Genomic DNA, 14,480 nt, shown 5'->3' with positions numbered 1-14,480 from the left:
ATGGGCCTTCACGGTGAAGACATAGGCGCGGTTCAGTGCGTCTTCATCCGCACCGGGCTCATAGGCTTTTACACGTTCGACCAACTCGTATTGACGCATCATGGCGCGGGGGACGTCCTACAGAACTTACAAGATAAGTATAGTGACTACAGTTTCGTAAACCACCCAATGTTGAAAGAGATTTCGTGGCTTTATTGCAATAAACAAGGCCCGATGCATTTGCACCGGGCCTTGTTAGGTATTCGTAATGACATCGCCCCCACAAATGCACAGGCAGGCGATGTGCCGTCTATCAATCGTCGGCGTCGATGTCTTCAAACTTTGGCGTGTTCAGCGGCTCATCATCGTCATCATCCGGGGCCATCGGAATCGGGCCCGGATCCGGCATGGCGGGCATTTCCGCAGCGCCGATCATGGACTGTTCAAAGATTTGAACATCGTCGTCTTCTTCTGGCTCGTCCGAATCAATGAAGCGCTGCATGCCCCGGACCAATTCATCCTGCAATTCGCTGACATTGACTTTGTCATCGGCGATTTCGCGCAGGGAAACGACAGGGTTTTTGTCGTTGTCACGCTCGACTTCAATTGCCGCGCCATTTGCGATGTCGCGGCTGCGCTGTGAGGCAACCATAACCAGTTCGAACCGGTTCGGAACTTTTTCGACGCAATCTTCAACGGTAACGCGGGCCATGGGCTCTTATATCCTCGTCGGTAAGAGGGGACATTTCGGTCGTCTGTGGTGATCGAACACCGATCCGTGGTGGTCGAACGCCGTGTCCGAATGCAAGAATAACAGCGGCGCAAACCAAAGCCTGCACCGCATTCGGGCTGTACATACCCGTCTCATCCCGAAAGTTCAAGCCCCCAAGCAGGGGTAAGGCGTAAAGCATTTCAGGTTCACGCTTGAAAAATTATCGTTAATATCGATGGAATTCCATTAGATAGCGCTTGAAACCGGTCCTGCGCGCGGCTACGTACTAAGAACATTTTGGAACGACAGAGAGTTTTGGGCTCATTTATAAGCCGCGCCTCTCTCAACGCCCCATACATTGATAACCCATATTTTTTTGGAGGCTCAAGGCCGTGCAACTTGGCATATACAAAGAAGAAAAATTCGCAATCTTTATTGATGGCGCCAATCTTTACTCTGCTGCAAAAGCATTGGGATTTGATATTGATTACAAGAAACTGTTGTTAAAGTTTAAGACCGAAGGCCGGTTGATGCGGGCCTTTTACTATACAGCCTTGTTTGAAGACCAGGATTATTCCCCGATCCGTCCCTTGGTGGATTGGCTGGACTATAACGGCTACACGATGGTTACCAAACCAGCGAAGTCCTATACTGATGCGCAGGGACGCCAGCGGATCAAGGGCAACATGGATATGGAGCTGGCGATCGACATGCTCGATATGGCGCAGCATCTGGACCATGTGATTCTATTTTCTGGTGATGGTGATTTCCGCAGTCTGGTTGATGCCGTGCAACGCCGCGGCCTTCGTGTGACCGTGGTCAGCACAATCAAATCCAACCCGCCAATGATCGCTGATGAGTTGCGCCGTCAGGCCGATAACTTTGTCGAGCTAAATGATATTGCGCGCGATATCGCCCGTAATTTCCATGAGCCCCAGCGGTCGGCTGCTGCCCCTGGCGCGGCGCCTGCTCGCCCGGTGCGCGGACCCAGCGCTGATTTTGACGGTGATTACGATGACGATGACTATGATGATGATGCGGTCGTCGATGATGAGGATGACGACGAAGAAGACGACTATGCCGGCGTTGAGGCGATTGTTGAACGCACTGACCGAAACGGCAATCGATGACCCCTGGCGGTACGGATGTAACCGGGACCGCCTTTGACAACCCCGGCCGCGATTGCCCGCTTTGTCCGCGTTTGGTTGCGTTCCGCACAGAAGTAAGAGCGGCGCAGCCACAGTGGTGGAATTCGCCTGTGCCCAGTTTCGGATCCCTGGATGCGCCGATCCTGATACTGGGGCTGGCACCGGGCATGCAGGGGGCCAATCGCACGGGGCGCCCTTTCACCGGCGACTGGGCCGGGGATCTTTTGTATAAAGTTTTACTGGATTTAGGGTTGGCACAGGGCGTCTATGACCGACGGCCCGATGACGGGCTGACCCTGATTGAGTGCCGTATCGCAAATGCGGTTCGCTGCGTGCCCCCCCAGAATAAGCCGATCGGACAGGAGATGACGGCCTGTCGTCCCTTTCTGGATCATGAATTGGCGGCCATGCCAAACCTGAAAGTCATTTTCAGCCTGGGTAAAATTGCCCATGACGCGGCCTTGCGGTCTATGGGACATAAGGTTTCTGCAGCGAAATTCTCTCATGACGCTATTCACCGGTTATCCGATCGGCAGGGGCGCTCTCTGGCATTGGTGAACAGCTATCATTGCTCACGCTATAATACCAATACGGGCCGCCTGACGGAGGATATGTTTCGCAATGCGCTTGGCTCTGCCAAGATGGCGGCAGGTATGACATAAGGGAGAAGACGGCTATGACTGATAGGGTGCTGGGGGTATTTGGCGGCAGTGGCCTTTATGCAATTGAAGGTCTTGAGGATGCCGAATGGGTCATGGTTGAAAGCCCCTGGGGGGCGCCATCGGATGCCGTCTTGTGTGGTACGCTGGCTGGCACCAAGATCCGCTTTCTGCCCCGTCATGGTCGGGGGCATGTCCAATCGCCATCCTCAATAAACTACCGCGCCAATATCGATGTCATGAAGCGATTGGGCTGTACCGATATTTTGTCCGTTTCTGCCTGTGGGTCGCTGAAGGAAGAATTGCCGCCCGGTCATTTTGTGATCGTTGATCAATTCATTGACCGCACCTTTGCGCGGGAAAAGAGCTTTTTTGGTCCGGGATGCGTTGCGCATGTCTCTGTCGCTCAGCCGGTTTCTTCCTGGCTGGGTGATATTGCCCAGGCTGGATTGCAGACCTTACAAATTTCCCACAGCCGTGGTGGTACCTATCTGGTGATGGAAGGTCCGCAATTTTCGACCCAGGCGGAATCAATGCTGTATCGCAGTTGGGGCTGTTCCGTCATTGGCATGACCAATATGCCAGAAGCGAAATTGGCGCGGGAAGCGGAAATGCGCTATGCGACGATTGCCATGGTTACGGATTACGATTGCTGGCATCCGGATCATGATCATGTCGATGTCGCCATGGTCATCAAGACCCTGTTGGCCAATGCCGATCACGGGCGTGCCCTGGTTCGCTATGTTGCGGAAAATCTGAATACCTGGTCCAAAGAACCGGATTGCGGCAGCGACCGCGCGCTGGACTTTGCCTTGATCACTTCGCCAGACGCGCGAGACCCCGCCATGCTGGCAAAGCTGGATGCCGTGGCAGGCCGGGTGCTGGATTAAAGAATAGTTTCCGCGCTCATGCTGCGCATGATGCGGTTTACTTATTGGCGCTCATGCTTCGCATGATGCGGTTTACTTATTCGCGCTCATGCTGCGCATGATGCGCTATAGCCTCTTACCATCGCGCAAAATTGCCAGGGCTTGTGGTGTATAGCGTCCATCGGGATCATCCGCAGGGCCGTGCAATGCCAGCCCCGGCAACAGGGTGGTACCACCGCGCACCCCCTTGCGCGCCCGAACGATAACGCGCTTTGCTGGTTCACCCGCGCGCGGCCATAGGGGCAGGACTGCGATCTCTCCTGCCTTTTGGTACAGCAAGGCCAGGATATCATCCAATCGATCCGCCCGATGGATCAGAGTCAATCCGCCCCGTGGTCGGGTCATCCGTAACATGACGGTGATCCAATCCTTCAGGCGGGCGGCCCCTTCAACATTGGACCGTGCCCGATCTGCAATGGGCGATGTCTCGCCGGTTTGGGGTTCCAGATAGGGCGGGTTGGCGAATACCTGATCGAAGCTGTTGGGTTCCAGCGCCTTGGGCATGGACAACAGATCGCCTGTGACGATGGTGGTTCTGTCCGCTAAATTATTCTCACACGCATTCCGTCGGGCCATATCGGCGGCGATGGAGTCCAGTTCCAACCCAAACAAGGTCGGACCTGTCATTCGTTTGCCATAACAAAACAGGGCGGTACCGACGCCACACCCCAAATCCAGTACTTTTCCTTCGTCACAATCGGGCACCGCAGCGGCCAACAGCACAGGATCCATCGCCGCGCGATATCCCTGTCTGGGTTGCTGCAGGATCAGGCGGCCATCCAGAAAGCGGTCGGCGACGGTCTCATTCAGCGTATCGGTCATGGAACATCCTGACCCGCATCGCGCAGCACGCGCCGGGCCGCGTCCCAATCTTCATCCAGCACCATCACGCGACGGGGCAAGACACCCAAAGACCCTTCCAGGATGCTGGTATGGCCATCGAATACTACACATTCGATACCGGAATCGCGCAACAGAACCTCGATGAAGGAAAGTTGCGCCATGTCATTGGACCTCAGCAGTTCTTTCATTAACCCGATGATCCTTCCCACGCGAAAACTTCCATCGGCTGGGTTCGCCCCCGAATTTCGACCAATCCCAGGGACTTCACATCCTGTGCACCGGATCGTTCAACTGTTTCTGCCGACAGGATGATCCTGGTGCCATAGGTTTTGTTCAAATTTTCCAATCGGGCGGCCAAGTTTACTGTATCTCCATGTACGGTATAATTCATTCTGGATGCTGCGCCTACATTCGCTGCGATCACAGGTCCTGTGGCGATACCGACACGAATGGCCAGCGTTTGGGTAAGAAAGGTGCTGTTTTCCAAATGCAGATGCATGGCGCGCGCGGCCGCCAATGCCTTGGCCGGATGGTCGCGGTCCCCCAATGGCACATTGAAGACGGCTAATATCGCGTCCCCTTGAAATTGTGTAACAATGCCACCCTGGCCCTGGATGATGTCGACCATATCGGTGAAATAGGCATTCAATACCTGCACCAGATGATCGGTCTCCAGCCCTTCACACAAGGTGGTGAACCCAACCAGGTCACAGAACAGAACTGTTGCCTCGACCTTCTGGGGTGCCAGTTCCTTTGGCGATCGCAGCATTCGTTCCGCGACAGCGGTTGGAACAACCCGACCGAACAGGTCCATTATTCGTGCGCGTTCCTTCAATCCCTCCACCATATGGGTGAAGGCCAGACCGGCCTCGTCCAATTCGCGCATGCGGCTGCGGGGCAGGGGATCAACGGCGTCAAGATCGCCTGTCGCGACATGCAGGGAGGCTTTTGCCAGCGCTTGTATCGGGCGGACCGTGGCCCGGGCCATCCAAAGTGCCGCGATAATGGAAAGCAACATGACGCCGCCACCGACGACCAAAATTGCCCGCAATCGATCCCGCACCGTATTGTAGCGTGTTTCATCAACATACAGCCCGACCGTAATGGGCTTGTCCGCTGCGGAAACCTGAAGGGTCCGATAGGCAAAGAAATAATTCTGCCCGGCGAAGGTGCTTCGGCCCATTTTGATGGATTTGTCCTCGGAAAAATTTTCAAAAATCACATCCTGTAAAGTTGGGAAGGAGGCCAGGATGCCGTCTTGGAAGGTGTTAAGCGGGGGCAGGGGTTCCACTTTGGATGCATTTGACTTTAATTCCGCCAGACCTGGATGGGCCAGAACACTGTCAGATCCATACAGCAGGAAAGGGACTTTTCCGGCAAAATCCTGAAGACGGCGTAACTGTATGGACAGGTCCGCGACAGCCTTTCCCTGCATCAGCACGCCGATAAATTCCCCCTCCCGGTACAGGGGGGTGTGCAGGTTAATCGCCGTCTGCTGTATTTCAGAGACCCAGACCGGTCGCCGCCATACTGATTCCGTGGTGTCTTTTGCTTGTGCAAGTGCATCAGCGATACCTGGAATTTGCATGTAATTCCCGATCTTCAAGGGGGCGTCGTCATCATTCCGGCGCGCCCCCAGCAAACGATAGCCTGTGCCGTTCGTGTCAATCAGCAGCAGACCGGCCAAATCGGGAATGGCGGCCATAGAGGCATCTAGGGTGATCGACAGGCGTTCGGGGGCATCGAAGCTCAATCGACCGTCTTCAAATCTGTTAGAAATAAATCGGGCCTGGCTTTCAATAGGGGCCAGTTCCGCCGTCAGACGGCGATCGGCTTCTTCCACCATTTGGGTGGCTTCCCGGGCCATCAGGGTCAGGGTATTGCTTAATGCCCCGATCAGTCCTGTTATCGCGACGGCTGAAATGGACAGTGCCAGCAGACCGCAGAATCCAAAGAGCAAGACCGAACGTATGGATAGGGTCACAAAGCGAACTCGCCTTCATAGAATTGACACACCTGACAATGCCGCAGTCCGCCATCACAGAAAAGCGTAAATCCTGACTTGGCGACCGGCAAAACAGACGTTAAGGTTTTTTTATGCACTTATCAGACTCACAAATCGAAGAATATGATCGCTCCGGCTATCTTCTTTTTCCAGGGCTGCTGGATCAGGAAGAGGCACAGCTTTTGAAGGTGACGGCATCGGTGCTTTGCGCCCGACCCGGTCCTGAGATTGTTCGGGAAAAAGAAAGCAACGGCATCCGTCTGGCCTATGGCGGGCATGAGGTTTGCGAACCTTATAAGCGACTTAGCACGCTGCCGCGGTTATTGAATCCCGTGCGACAATTGCTCAGGGAAGACGCCTATATTCACCAAAGCCGCCTGAATCCGAAGGAAGGTTTTTCCGGCGGGGCGTGGAACTGGCACCAGGATTTCGGGACCTGGCATCGCGAAGATGGCATGCCAGAACCCCATTGCGTCATGACAGCAATATTTCTGGATGATTCCACGGCGGTGAATGGACCTTTGCTGGTGCTGCCGGGTTCCCAGCATCATGGCATCGTCAACACGGTAACGCGCGAAGACGCGACCGGTTACACGGTGATGCAGATTGACCCGCCTGTTGTTTCAGACTTCGCAAACCGCAATGGGATCGTCCCCTTGATGGGGCCTGCAGGGACGGTTGCGTTTATTCATTGCAATCTGGTGCATGGGTCTTCGAACAATGTCAGCCCCTGGCCGCGATCGATCATGTATTTCAATTATAATGCCGTCAGCAATGCGCCTACCGGTGGGAATGGTCGTGCCTGGTATCACAACAATCAGGATCATACGCCCCTGGAACTGGGCGATGATGATGGATTATACGCGCTGACCCGCGCTGCTGAATAATTCTACTTGGGAAGGATCAGGTCATGACCGCCATCACTACGAAGCCTCCGGCTAGCCGCAGCCTTGATTGCTCGGATGCGGAATGGGCGATGCGGGTAGACCTGGCGGCCTGCTATCGCTTGGTTGATGCGCATGGTTGGATTGATCAGATTTACAATCACATCACCGCCCGTGTTCCCGGCGAGCCGAGGCATTTTCTGATCAATCCCTATGGTCTGGCCTATAACGAAGTCTGTGCGTCAAATCTGGTGAAGATTGATCTGGACGGCAATGTGGTAGACGGCTCCAGCTATGGCATCAATGCGGCGGGTTATACCATCCACAGCGCGGTCCATGCCGTGCGCCATGATGCAGTATGTGTCTTGCACACCCACAGCGATGCCAGCACGGCGGTGTCCTGCCTGGGTGAAGGCTTTATGCCGATGACCCAGGGCGGCTTTCAATTTTATAACCGGCTGGCCTATCACGACTATGAAGGCATCGCGTTGGACCTGTCCGAACGGGAACGTCTGGTTGCCGATCTTGGCGATAAATGGGCCATGGTGCTGTATAATCACGGAATTTTGACACTGGGCGAAACCGTCAGTCATGCATTCTCGCGGCTGTATTATTTTGAACAGGCCTGTCGCGTTCAATTGGATGTGTTGGCAACGGGGCGCCCGATTAAGATGCCCAGCCCCGAAGTGTGTGAGCACACGGCCAAACAATGGGAACCAAACGGGCGCGATTGGGAGCCAGAGGCCGATAAAGCCACGCGCAGCGATACCCCGGAATGGGCAGCCTATCTGCGCATGTTGGATCGCAAAGACCCATCCTTCCGGGACTAGAACACTCTACGGTTTTGGCTGTGCCAGGCGTTTGACGCATTCGGTAAAGGCGGTCAGGTCGGTGAATGGGTCCTGGGCGTCGTGGGTTATGATATCGAAACCACTGGCAACCACCGCCCCGTCCAGCATCAGATTATCCACCATATCGAACTTTTCAATTGTCAGGGAATCCAGACTGGTGCTGCGATCGGTAAATGGGGTGGATATGTTTGAATAGGCCAGAACAGCCTTGCCCAGTCCCCGCATATAGCCGATTTCATAGGCGGTACCAGGGTCACAGGATGGCCCGCGAAACGGCGTCATATTGGCGATGACCGCGTCGCATTCATCCATCAGCTTGGTATTGGCATGGAAAATTGCCATTCCTTGTGCATGTGGATTAAGGCGTTGTAAATCCAGATCATTATCCAAAGGAAAGACACCGACCAGGCCAAACTGGGCGCATAGTTCCTTTTTGCGTTGACCCAGAGTTACGGCATCCGGGTGAAAGACATCGGGACCAGCCAGATAGACCCGCATTCCTAAACCCCGCCCCAGGCAACAAAATGGGGGTTTTCGAAGATCTTGTTCTTGGCATAGGTGAATGGAGTGCCATCAGTAAAGGTGACACGTCCCCCTGCGGCGGCCAGGACCGCATGACCGGCGGCGACATCCCATTCCATGGTGCGACCCAGACGGGGATAGACATCAGCAGAACCGTCCGCCACCAGACAGAATTTTAGGGAACTGCCTGCTGAAATCACTTCGGCAACCGCATGGCCTTTCAGGAAGGCAGCCATTTCATCCGCATCGCCATGACTGCGGCTTCCGATCACGGTCAATCCATCCTCTGGCGGTGTCCGCACGGTTATATTGACAACCGGCCCGTCACCGTCCTGTCGCCACGCACCCGTGCCGACGATGCCGCTATACAAGCAATTCTTGGCAGGCAACAACACGACGCCTAAGAGTGGCTGGTGATTCACAATCAGTGCGATGTTGACGGTGAATTCGCCATTGCGCTTCAGGAATTCCTTGGTGCCGTCCAGCGGGTCAACCAGCCAGAACGGTCCGTCACCGACATCGGGAATGTTGCCAGCTGCGGCAGCTTCTTCCGCCACGATTGGAATGTCTGGCGTCAGGGTTTTCAGCAGTGGCAGAATGATCGCCTCGGCGGCCGTATCCGCCTCCGTCACGGGGGAATGGTCGGCCTTCACATCCGCTTCAAAATCGGTGGCATAGACCGCCAATATCTTAGCACCCGCGACAAAGGCCGCTTTTTTGATGCCTTGTATAAGCTCTTTGGGGTCGTATTTCAGGTCGGACGTCATAAGCCTCTATTCCGCCGCATCAGCTTTGCTGGCAGCCTGTAGAGTCTGCCAGATTCGGGATTGGGTTGCCGGCATGTCGATATGGTGAATGCCCAGATGTTTCATTGCATCCACAATGGCATTGATCGATGCAGGCGGTGCACCGATGGCACCGGCTTCCCCCGCGCCCTTGATGCCCAACGGATTGGTGGCACAGGGAATGTCATCGACATAGGTGAAATCAATATTGGGGATGTTATCCGCCCGGGGCATGCAATAATCCATATAGGAACCGCTGAGCAATTGCCCGGTTTCCGGATCATAGATGGTTTCTTCCATCAGTGATTGGCCCAAGCCCTGACCAATACCGCCATGGACCTGACCAGCCAGCATCATTGGATTAACCACGGTGCCGAAATCATCGACGACGACATAATTCAGGATATCCAACGTCCCTGTTTCCGGATCGATTTCCAGTTCACAGACATGACAGCCATTGGGATAGGTCTGGGCTTCTGCCTTGTGGCGGGCCTTCACATCCAGGCCGGGATCAACGCCATCTGGCACGATCGTCGGATCATGGGCGGCCCGTGCGACGTCTTCGAAACTGACCGTGCGGTCGGTGCCGACCACGGCGAATTTTCCATCGACATACTCTATATCGGCGGCGGCTGTTTCCATCAGCACGCTGGCGATCTGTTTGCCCTTTTCAACGACACCTTCAGTGGCATCGCGCACGGCAACGCCGCCTTCGGGGATGGATCGGGATCCGCCTGTGCCGCCGCCGCGTTCCACCACATCCGTGTCACCCTGAATGACGGTGATACGATCCAGGTCGATATCCAGCCGGTTGGAGATGATTTGCTTATAGGCGGTCTGATGCCCCTGGCCATTGTCCTGGGTGCCGATATACAGGGTGACAGCCCCATCTTCTGCGACGCGGATATCGGCCTGTTCCCCAGGACCGGCACCACAACATTCGATGTAATAGGACATGCCCATGCCGCGCAGTTTGCCGCGCGATGCGGATTCCTGGCGGCGCGCCTCGAAACCTGAACGATCCGCCCGCTGCAGGGCGATATCAGTCAGGCGCGCAAAGTCACCGGAATCATAGACCGGCCCCACAGGCGTCGTATAGGGCATGGCGCTGGTGGGAATATAGTTGCGTTTGCGCAGCTCCACCGGGTCAACGCCCAGATCCAGCGCGGCCTTATCCATCAGGCGCTCCAGCAGGTAAGCAGCCTCCGGCCGTCCGGCCCCGCGATAGGCATCCACCGGCGTTGTATTGGTAAACAGGCCATGGACCCGCAGGTGGATGGCGGGGATGGCATAGACACCCGAATACATCTTGGCGCTCGCCATCGTGGGGATGAAGGCCTGGAAGCCGGAAATATAGGCACCCATTGCGGCCTTCAGGGTGATATCTAGACCGGTGATCTTCAGGTCCTCATCAAGACCCAGCGTGATTTCGCTGACATGATCGCGGCCCATCTTGTCGGTGGTAAAACCGTCATAGGACCGTTCTGCGACCCATTTTACCGGCCGCCCAATGCGTTTTGCGCCATACAGCACACACAGTTGTTCGGGATACAGGAAGATCTTCATCCCGAACCCACCGCCGACATTGCCGGTCAGGATTCGCATGCGGGATTTATCGACATGAAAGATGTCATCAGCCAGTTGCCGCTGGACCGAATGCACGCCCTGGGTCGGGGTGTGCAGGCTGTAGCGACCTGTTTCTGCATCGCCCTCATACTTGCCCAGCGCAGCGCGGGGCTCCATGGAATTGACAATGATGCGGTTGTTGATCAGTTTCAGCGTGACCGTATGGGCGGCATCTTTAAGCCCGGCCTGAACAGCGGCTTCATCGCCAAAATCCCAGGTGAAGGATCGATTGTTCGGGGCCTCGTCATAAACCAGGGGCGCATCGGGGGCATCGGCCTTGTCCGTGTCGGTCACCGATGGCAGGTCGTCGTAATCCACCATGACCAGCTCTGCCGCATCGCGGGCCTGGTCCAGCGTTTCCGCAATAACGAAGGCGACCGGATCGCCGACATGACGCACCTTACCCGTCGCCAGGGCATATCGGGGCGGGTGGATCATTTTCGATCCATCGGTCTGGGTCACGACAATGTTGGCTGGCATCGCGCCAATGCCATCGTCCAGCATGTCGTCACCCGTGAAAATATCCAGAACGCCTGGCGCGCCCTTCGCATCGTCGATATCGATGGCAAGAATATTGGCATGGGCATAGGGGGAGCGCACGGCGACCGCATAGGCCTGATTGTCCCAATCCACATCGGCGGTATATTGCCCGTGACCGGACAATAGTTGCAGGTCTTCGGTCCGTCGGATCGGCTGTCCAATACCAAATTTTGCCATTACGCGGGCTCTCCCCAAAAGGTCAATTTTCACGACAGATCATAGGGCTAGTGCCGGTTTGGTCAATCACACTGCCATAATGTCATGCAACCTTCACCACATGATAGCGGTGGGCGGTCAGGGTTGGCGACCAATGATCTTCGGCCAAGCCTGCCTTGTGCTTCAGATGACCCAGAAACTGTTTTGGATCAGGCAGTTGTTCCCAGACCTGGGGCAGGAAGGTGGCGCGTCGATTGCCATCCTGCAGGATCAGTCCATCCACGTCGGGGACAAGCTGTGCCAACAGGTCCTGTTCATCCTGGAACAGCATTTGTGACGGCGGGCTTAGGATGGAAATGGAGGAGGTGATGTCTGGCAATTCCTCTGCCGTGATTGGTGGGAATCGGGGGTCCTTAAACCCGGCACGATAGGCATTCTGGGCCAGGTCCTGAACCAGGGGCTGATGCGCTTGTAACGATCCAATGCAGCCCCGCAGCCGCCCCTGCTTTTCCAAAGTGACAAAGGTCGCCCCCGGCGCTGTCAATTCTTCCGGAAAGGACGGCAGATTGATGGATGGAACAGCCCCTTTCTCCAGGGCATGGTGGACAATTTTCATCAGCAAGGCGCGGTGCTTTTTGGCGATTTCGTCGGCGGTCATTCGTATAAGGCCCAACTGCCATAGCCCACAACGCGGGCCGGGTCGCCCACCGTGTCCGCCGAATTGCATAGGCCAACCCGTTCAATCCGCATGCCCCGTTGCTTGGCCAGATGCAACAGGCCTGACATCGGGATGCGCCCACAGGCCTGATCCCGTCCGATGGCCGCATAGTCCAATGCCTCTACAGCCTGTGCGGTTCTGGTATCCAGCGTGTTGCAGGCGTCATAGTCCAGGAAGTGGCTCAGATCGGTGGAGATCACAATTCGCGTTTCCGGCCCGCCCCACAGACGCTCCAGGACACCGGCAACCTCTTCCGCATTGGCCTGACCGACGACGAAGGGCACAAGGCTGGCCTGTGGGAAACAGACCTGCAGAAAGGGTAGATGGACTTCCAGACTGTGTTCCTGCTGGTGGGTGCCGTCATGGGTGGCAACCTGGGGCAGGTCGGACAATCCCGCCAGCACCCCCCGATCCAGCGGCATCGCGCCCAGGGGCGTCTTCCAGTAATCCGCCGAACTGGTCGCCAGCCCCCGCACCGCCACACGGTGGCACGGCCCCAGCAACACAATTCGAGTAATCTGCGCCTGATCCGGCAACAACCGCGCATAGGCCGCGCCCGCACAGGCCCCGGAATAGACATAGCCCGCATGGGGCGCAATAATCGCCTTGGGCGCTGGCCCTTCAGAAGGCGTTGCCCGAACAAATTTCTCCACAGCCGCCCGCAACCCCGCCGGATCAGCCGGATAAAATGTCCCCGCAATCGCAGGCGGTCGGATCAGCGCCATGATGGACCCTATCCCTTTGGTCATGAAGATGTGCTAGTCTAGCGCAATGAATGACACAGCGAAACCGGTTGATCCCGACATTCTGAACGCCGTCCCCGCGCGCTATTGGCAGCCGTTGGAGGATGGGCGGATTCAGTGTGATGTGTGTCCGCGCGAATGCAAATTGCACGATGGGCAACGGGGACTGTGTTTCGTGCGGGCCAGGCGGGGCGACGAACTGGTGTTGACGACCTATGGCCGAGCATCGGGCTATTGCATCGATCCGATTGAAAAGAAACCGCTGAACCATTTTCTGCCCGGCACGCCGGTGCTGAGTTTTGGCACGGCGGGATGCAATCTGACCTGCAAATTCTGCCAGAACTGGGATATTTCCAAAAGCCGCCAGATGGACCGGTTGATGGATCAGGCCGCACCCGGTGCGATTGCGGCCGCGGCCCAGCAGACGGGCTGTCGCTCGGTTGCCTATACCTATAATGACCCGGTGATCTTTCTGGAATATGCGGTGGATGTGGCGGCGGCCTGTCATGAGGTGGGGATTGCCAATGTCGCGGTCACGGCAGGCTATATCAAGGATGCCGCGCGCCAGGAATTCTTCCAGCGCATGGATGCGGTCAATCTGGACCTGAAGGGCTTTACGGAGGATTTCTATCACAAGCTCTGCACCGCCAGTCTGGCGGCGGTTCAGGAGACAGCGGTCTATCTGGTGAAAGAGCGCAAATGCTGGGTCGAATTGACCACGCTGTTGATCCCGGGCGAGAATGACAGCGAGGCGGAGATAGAGGCCCTGACGCAATGGGTGTTTGAGGCGCTGGGTCCCGACGTGCCGCTGCATTTCACGGCCTTTCATCCGGATTATAAGATGATGGATAAACCCCGCACGCCGCCTGAAACCTTGATCCGCGCCTGGAAGATCGGGCGCAAGAATGGGCTGCATCATGTCTATACCGGCAATATCCATCACGAACCGACAGGCTCGACCTATTGCCCTGGCTGCGGGACCAAAGTGATCGGGCGCGATTGGCATCAATTGAGTGATTGGGGATTGGGCCAGGGCGGTCATTGCACAGGCTGTGGCACCGCCATTGCGGGTCGGTTCGAGCCCAGGCCCGGCACGTGGGGACGACAGCGTAAACCCATCCGCCTAACCGATTTCGCCCGCAATTGGCAGGCGCAGCAAGAGGCGCAATAGGATCGTGAATTCTCCTCTTCTCTCGAGGCTATCGGCTCCCTCCTAGAGGGGGGGGACGGGTCATTTACTCCCTCCCCCTTGAGGCAGGGGAATCGCATATGGCAGATTTGCCATAGGCGGCGAACAGGATTCTAAGGAGGTTTTCCATTTGCGGAGGACCTCATGGAGCAGTTTGAAGACACGTTCGGGGATTTGCCGGACCCGCGCGC

General features: G+C 56.3%; 15 protein-coding genes. 6 read left to right on the top strand and 9 right to left on the bottom strand.

Annotated features, from left to right (window positions below; translation table 11 throughout):
* Positions 1-292: 292 nt before the first annotated feature.
* Positions 293-691, bottom strand: a complete 399-nt coding sequence (gene rpoZ / locus ACOSDR_RS14030; protein WP_420725359.1) for a DNA-directed RNA polymerase subunit omega — start codon at positions 689-691, stop codon at positions 293-295.
* Positions 692-1,095: 404 nt separating this feature from the next.
* Between rpoZ and ACOSDR_RS14025 the strand changes: the two genes are divergently transcribed.
* The 3 genes from ACOSDR_RS14025 to ACOSDR_RS14015 are packed head-to-tail and all read left to right on the top strand — an operon-like array spanning position 1,096 to position 3,388.
* Positions 1,096-1,821 (top strand): NYN domain-containing protein, encoded by a 726-nt coding sequence (locus ACOSDR_RS14025; protein ID WP_420731813.1) that lies wholly within the window; start codon positions 1,096-1,098, stop codon positions 1,819-1,821.
* On the top strand, positions 1,818-2,501 hold the full coding sequence (locus ACOSDR_RS14020) for a uracil-DNA glycosylase (RefSeq protein ID WP_420731661.1): 684 nt from the start codon (positions 1,818-1,820) through the stop codon (positions 2,499-2,501). The genes ACOSDR_RS14025 and ACOSDR_RS14020 overlap by 4 nt, the downstream gene beginning before the upstream one ends.
* A 14-nt stretch (positions 2,502-2,515) precedes the next feature.
* Positions 2,516-3,388, top strand: a complete 873-nt coding sequence (locus ACOSDR_RS14015; protein WP_420725357.1) for an S-methyl-5'-thioadenosine phosphorylase — start codon at positions 2,516-2,518, stop codon at positions 3,386-3,388.
* Between the two features lie 105 nt (positions 3,389-3,493).
* Here the strand turns inward: ACOSDR_RS14015 and ACOSDR_RS14010 are convergent, their stop codons facing one another.
* Genes ACOSDR_RS14010 through ACOSDR_RS14000 form a run of 3 tightly spaced genes read right to left on the bottom strand, consistent with a single transcriptional unit; the run spans position 3,494 to position 6,254 of the window.
* Entirely contained in the window at positions 3,494-4,249 is a 756-nt protein-coding gene (locus ACOSDR_RS14010; protein WP_420725356.1) for a tRNA1(Val) (adenine(37)-N6)-methyltransferase, read from the bottom strand.
* On the bottom strand, positions 4,246-4,458 hold the full coding sequence (locus ACOSDR_RS14005; protein WP_420731660.1) for a DUF2007 domain-containing protein: 213 nt from the start codon (positions 4,456-4,458) through the stop codon (positions 4,246-4,248). Before ACOSDR_RS14005 ends, ACOSDR_RS14010 begins: the two co-directional genes overlap by 4 nt.
* Positions 4,458-6,254: an adenylate/guanylate cyclase domain-containing protein gene (locus ACOSDR_RS14000; protein WP_420731659.1), complete on the bottom strand. Its 1,797-nt coding sequence runs from the start codon at positions 6,252-6,254 to the stop codon at positions 4,458-4,460. The genes ACOSDR_RS14005 and ACOSDR_RS14000 overlap by 1 nt, the downstream gene beginning before the upstream one ends.
* 113 nt (positions 6,255-6,367) lie before the next feature.
* Here ACOSDR_RS14000 and ACOSDR_RS13995 point away from each other — a divergent pair, with 113 nt between their 5' ends.
* Together ACOSDR_RS13995 and ACOSDR_RS13990 are read left to right on the top strand one after the other, a co-directional pair.
* Entirely contained in the window at positions 6,368-7,162 is a 795-nt protein-coding gene (locus ACOSDR_RS13995; protein WP_420725353.1) for a phytanoyl-CoA dioxygenase family protein, read from the top strand.
* A gap of 23 nt (positions 7,163-7,185) precedes the next feature.
* Entirely contained in the window at positions 7,186-7,989 is an 804-nt protein-coding gene (locus ACOSDR_RS13990; RefSeq protein WP_420731658.1) for a class II aldolase/adducin family protein, read from the top strand.
* Positions 7,990-7,995: 6 nt separating this feature from the next.
* On the opposite strand, the gene ACOSDR_RS13985 is transcribed toward ACOSDR_RS13990, so the two are convergent.
* The 5 genes from ACOSDR_RS13985 to amrB form a co-directional block, all read right to left on the bottom strand.
* Entirely contained in the window at positions 7,996-8,508 is a 513-nt protein-coding gene (locus tag ACOSDR_RS13985; protein ID WP_420731657.1) for a nucleoside 2-deoxyribosyltransferase, read from the bottom strand.
* Between the two features lie 2 nt (positions 8,509-8,510).
* Positions 8,511-9,299 carry a 3'(2'),5'-bisphosphate nucleotidase CysQ gene (gene cysQ, locus ACOSDR_RS13980; protein ID WP_420731656.1) on the bottom strand — a complete coding sequence of 263 codons (789 nt, stop codon included), beginning with the start codon at positions 9,297-9,299 and terminating at the stop codon, positions 8,511-8,513.
* A gap of 6 nt (positions 9,300-9,305) precedes the next feature.
* Positions 9,306-11,660, bottom strand: a complete 2,355-nt coding sequence (locus ACOSDR_RS13975; RefSeq protein ID WP_420731655.1) for a xanthine dehydrogenase family protein molybdopterin-binding subunit — start codon at positions 11,658-11,660, stop codon at positions 9,306-9,308.
* An 82-nt stretch (positions 11,661-11,742) separates the two neighbouring features.
* A complete protein-coding gene (amrA, locus tag ACOSDR_RS13970; RefSeq protein ID WP_420731654.1) occupies positions 11,743-12,297 on the bottom strand; it encodes an AmmeMemoRadiSam system protein A in 555 nt (184 codons plus the stop codon).
* Positions 12,294-13,106, bottom strand: a complete 813-nt coding sequence (gene amrB, locus ACOSDR_RS13965; protein ID WP_420731653.1) for an AmmeMemoRadiSam system protein B — start codon at positions 13,104-13,106, stop codon at positions 12,294-12,296. The genes amrA and amrB overlap by 4 nt, the downstream gene beginning before the upstream one ends.
* A gap of 22 nt (positions 13,107-13,128) precedes the next feature.
* Between amrB and amrS the strand changes: the two genes are divergently transcribed.
* Positions 13,129-14,271 carry an AmmeMemoRadiSam system radical SAM enzyme gene (gene amrS, locus ACOSDR_RS13960; protein ID WP_420731652.1) on the top strand — a complete coding sequence of 381 codons (1,143 nt, stop codon included), beginning with the start codon at positions 13,129-13,131 and terminating at the stop codon, positions 14,269-14,271.
* The last annotated feature ends 209 nt before the right edge of the window (positions 14,272-14,480 follow it).

The organism is Hwanghaeella sp. 1Z406, from assembly GCF_048892425.1.
In the GTDB taxonomy this organism is placed as follows: domain Bacteria; phylum Pseudomonadota; class Alphaproteobacteria; order UBA8366; family Aestuariispiraceae; genus Pacificispira.
The sequence above is the reverse complement of the archived record's forward strand: the minus strand, read 5'-3'. Positions and strand labels throughout refer to the sequence as shown.

Excerpts from the sequence above, each read along its gene's own strand:
- amrS (WP_420731652.1), top strand. The coding sequence starts at position 13,129 with ATGAATGACACAGCGAAACCGGTTGATCCCGACATTCTGAACGCCGTC.
- ACOSDR_RS13975 (WP_420731655.1), bottom strand. The coding sequence starts at position 11,660 with ATGGCAAAATTTGGTATTGGACAGCCGATCCGACGGACCGAAGACCTG.
- rpoZ (WP_420725359.1), bottom strand. The coding sequence starts at position 691 with ATGGCCCGCGTTACCGTTGAAGATTGCGTCGAAAAAGTTCCGAACCGG.
- ACOSDR_RS14005 (WP_420731660.1), bottom strand. The coding sequence starts at position 4,458 with ATGAAAGAACTGCTGAGGTCCAATGACATGGCGCAACTTTCCTTCATC.
- cysQ (WP_420731656.1), bottom strand. The coding sequence starts at position 9,299 with ATGACGTCCGACCTGAAATACGACCCCAAAGAGCTTATACAAGGCATC.
- ACOSDR_RS13990 (WP_420731658.1), top strand. The coding sequence starts at position 7,186 with ATGACCGCCATCACTACGAAGCCTCCGGCTAGCCGCAGCCTTGATTGC.
- amrB (WP_420731653.1), bottom strand. The coding sequence starts at position 13,106 with ATGACCAAAGGGATAGGGTCCATCATGGCGCTGATCCGACCGCCTGCG.
- ACOSDR_RS14020 (WP_420731661.1), top strand. The coding sequence starts at position 1,818 with ATGACCCCTGGCGGTACGGATGTAACCGGGACCGCCTTTGACAACCCC.
- ACOSDR_RS13995 (WP_420725353.1), top strand. The coding sequence starts at position 6,368 with ATGCACTTATCAGACTCACAAATCGAAGAATATGATCGCTCCGGCTAT.
- amrA (WP_420731654.1), bottom strand. The coding sequence starts at position 12,297 with ATGACCGCCGACGAAATCGCCAAAAAGCACCGCGCCTTGCTGATGAAA.
- ACOSDR_RS14015 (WP_420725357.1), top strand. The coding sequence starts at position 2,516 with ATGACTGATAGGGTGCTGGGGGTATTTGGCGGCAGTGGCCTTTATGCA.
- ACOSDR_RS14010 (WP_420725356.1), bottom strand. The coding sequence starts at position 4,249 with ATGACCGATACGCTGAATGAGACCGTCGCCGACCGCTTTCTGGATGGC.
- ACOSDR_RS13985 (WP_420731657.1), bottom strand. The coding sequence starts at position 8,508 with ATGCGGGTCTATCTGGCTGGTCCCGATGTCTTTCACCCGGATGCCGTA.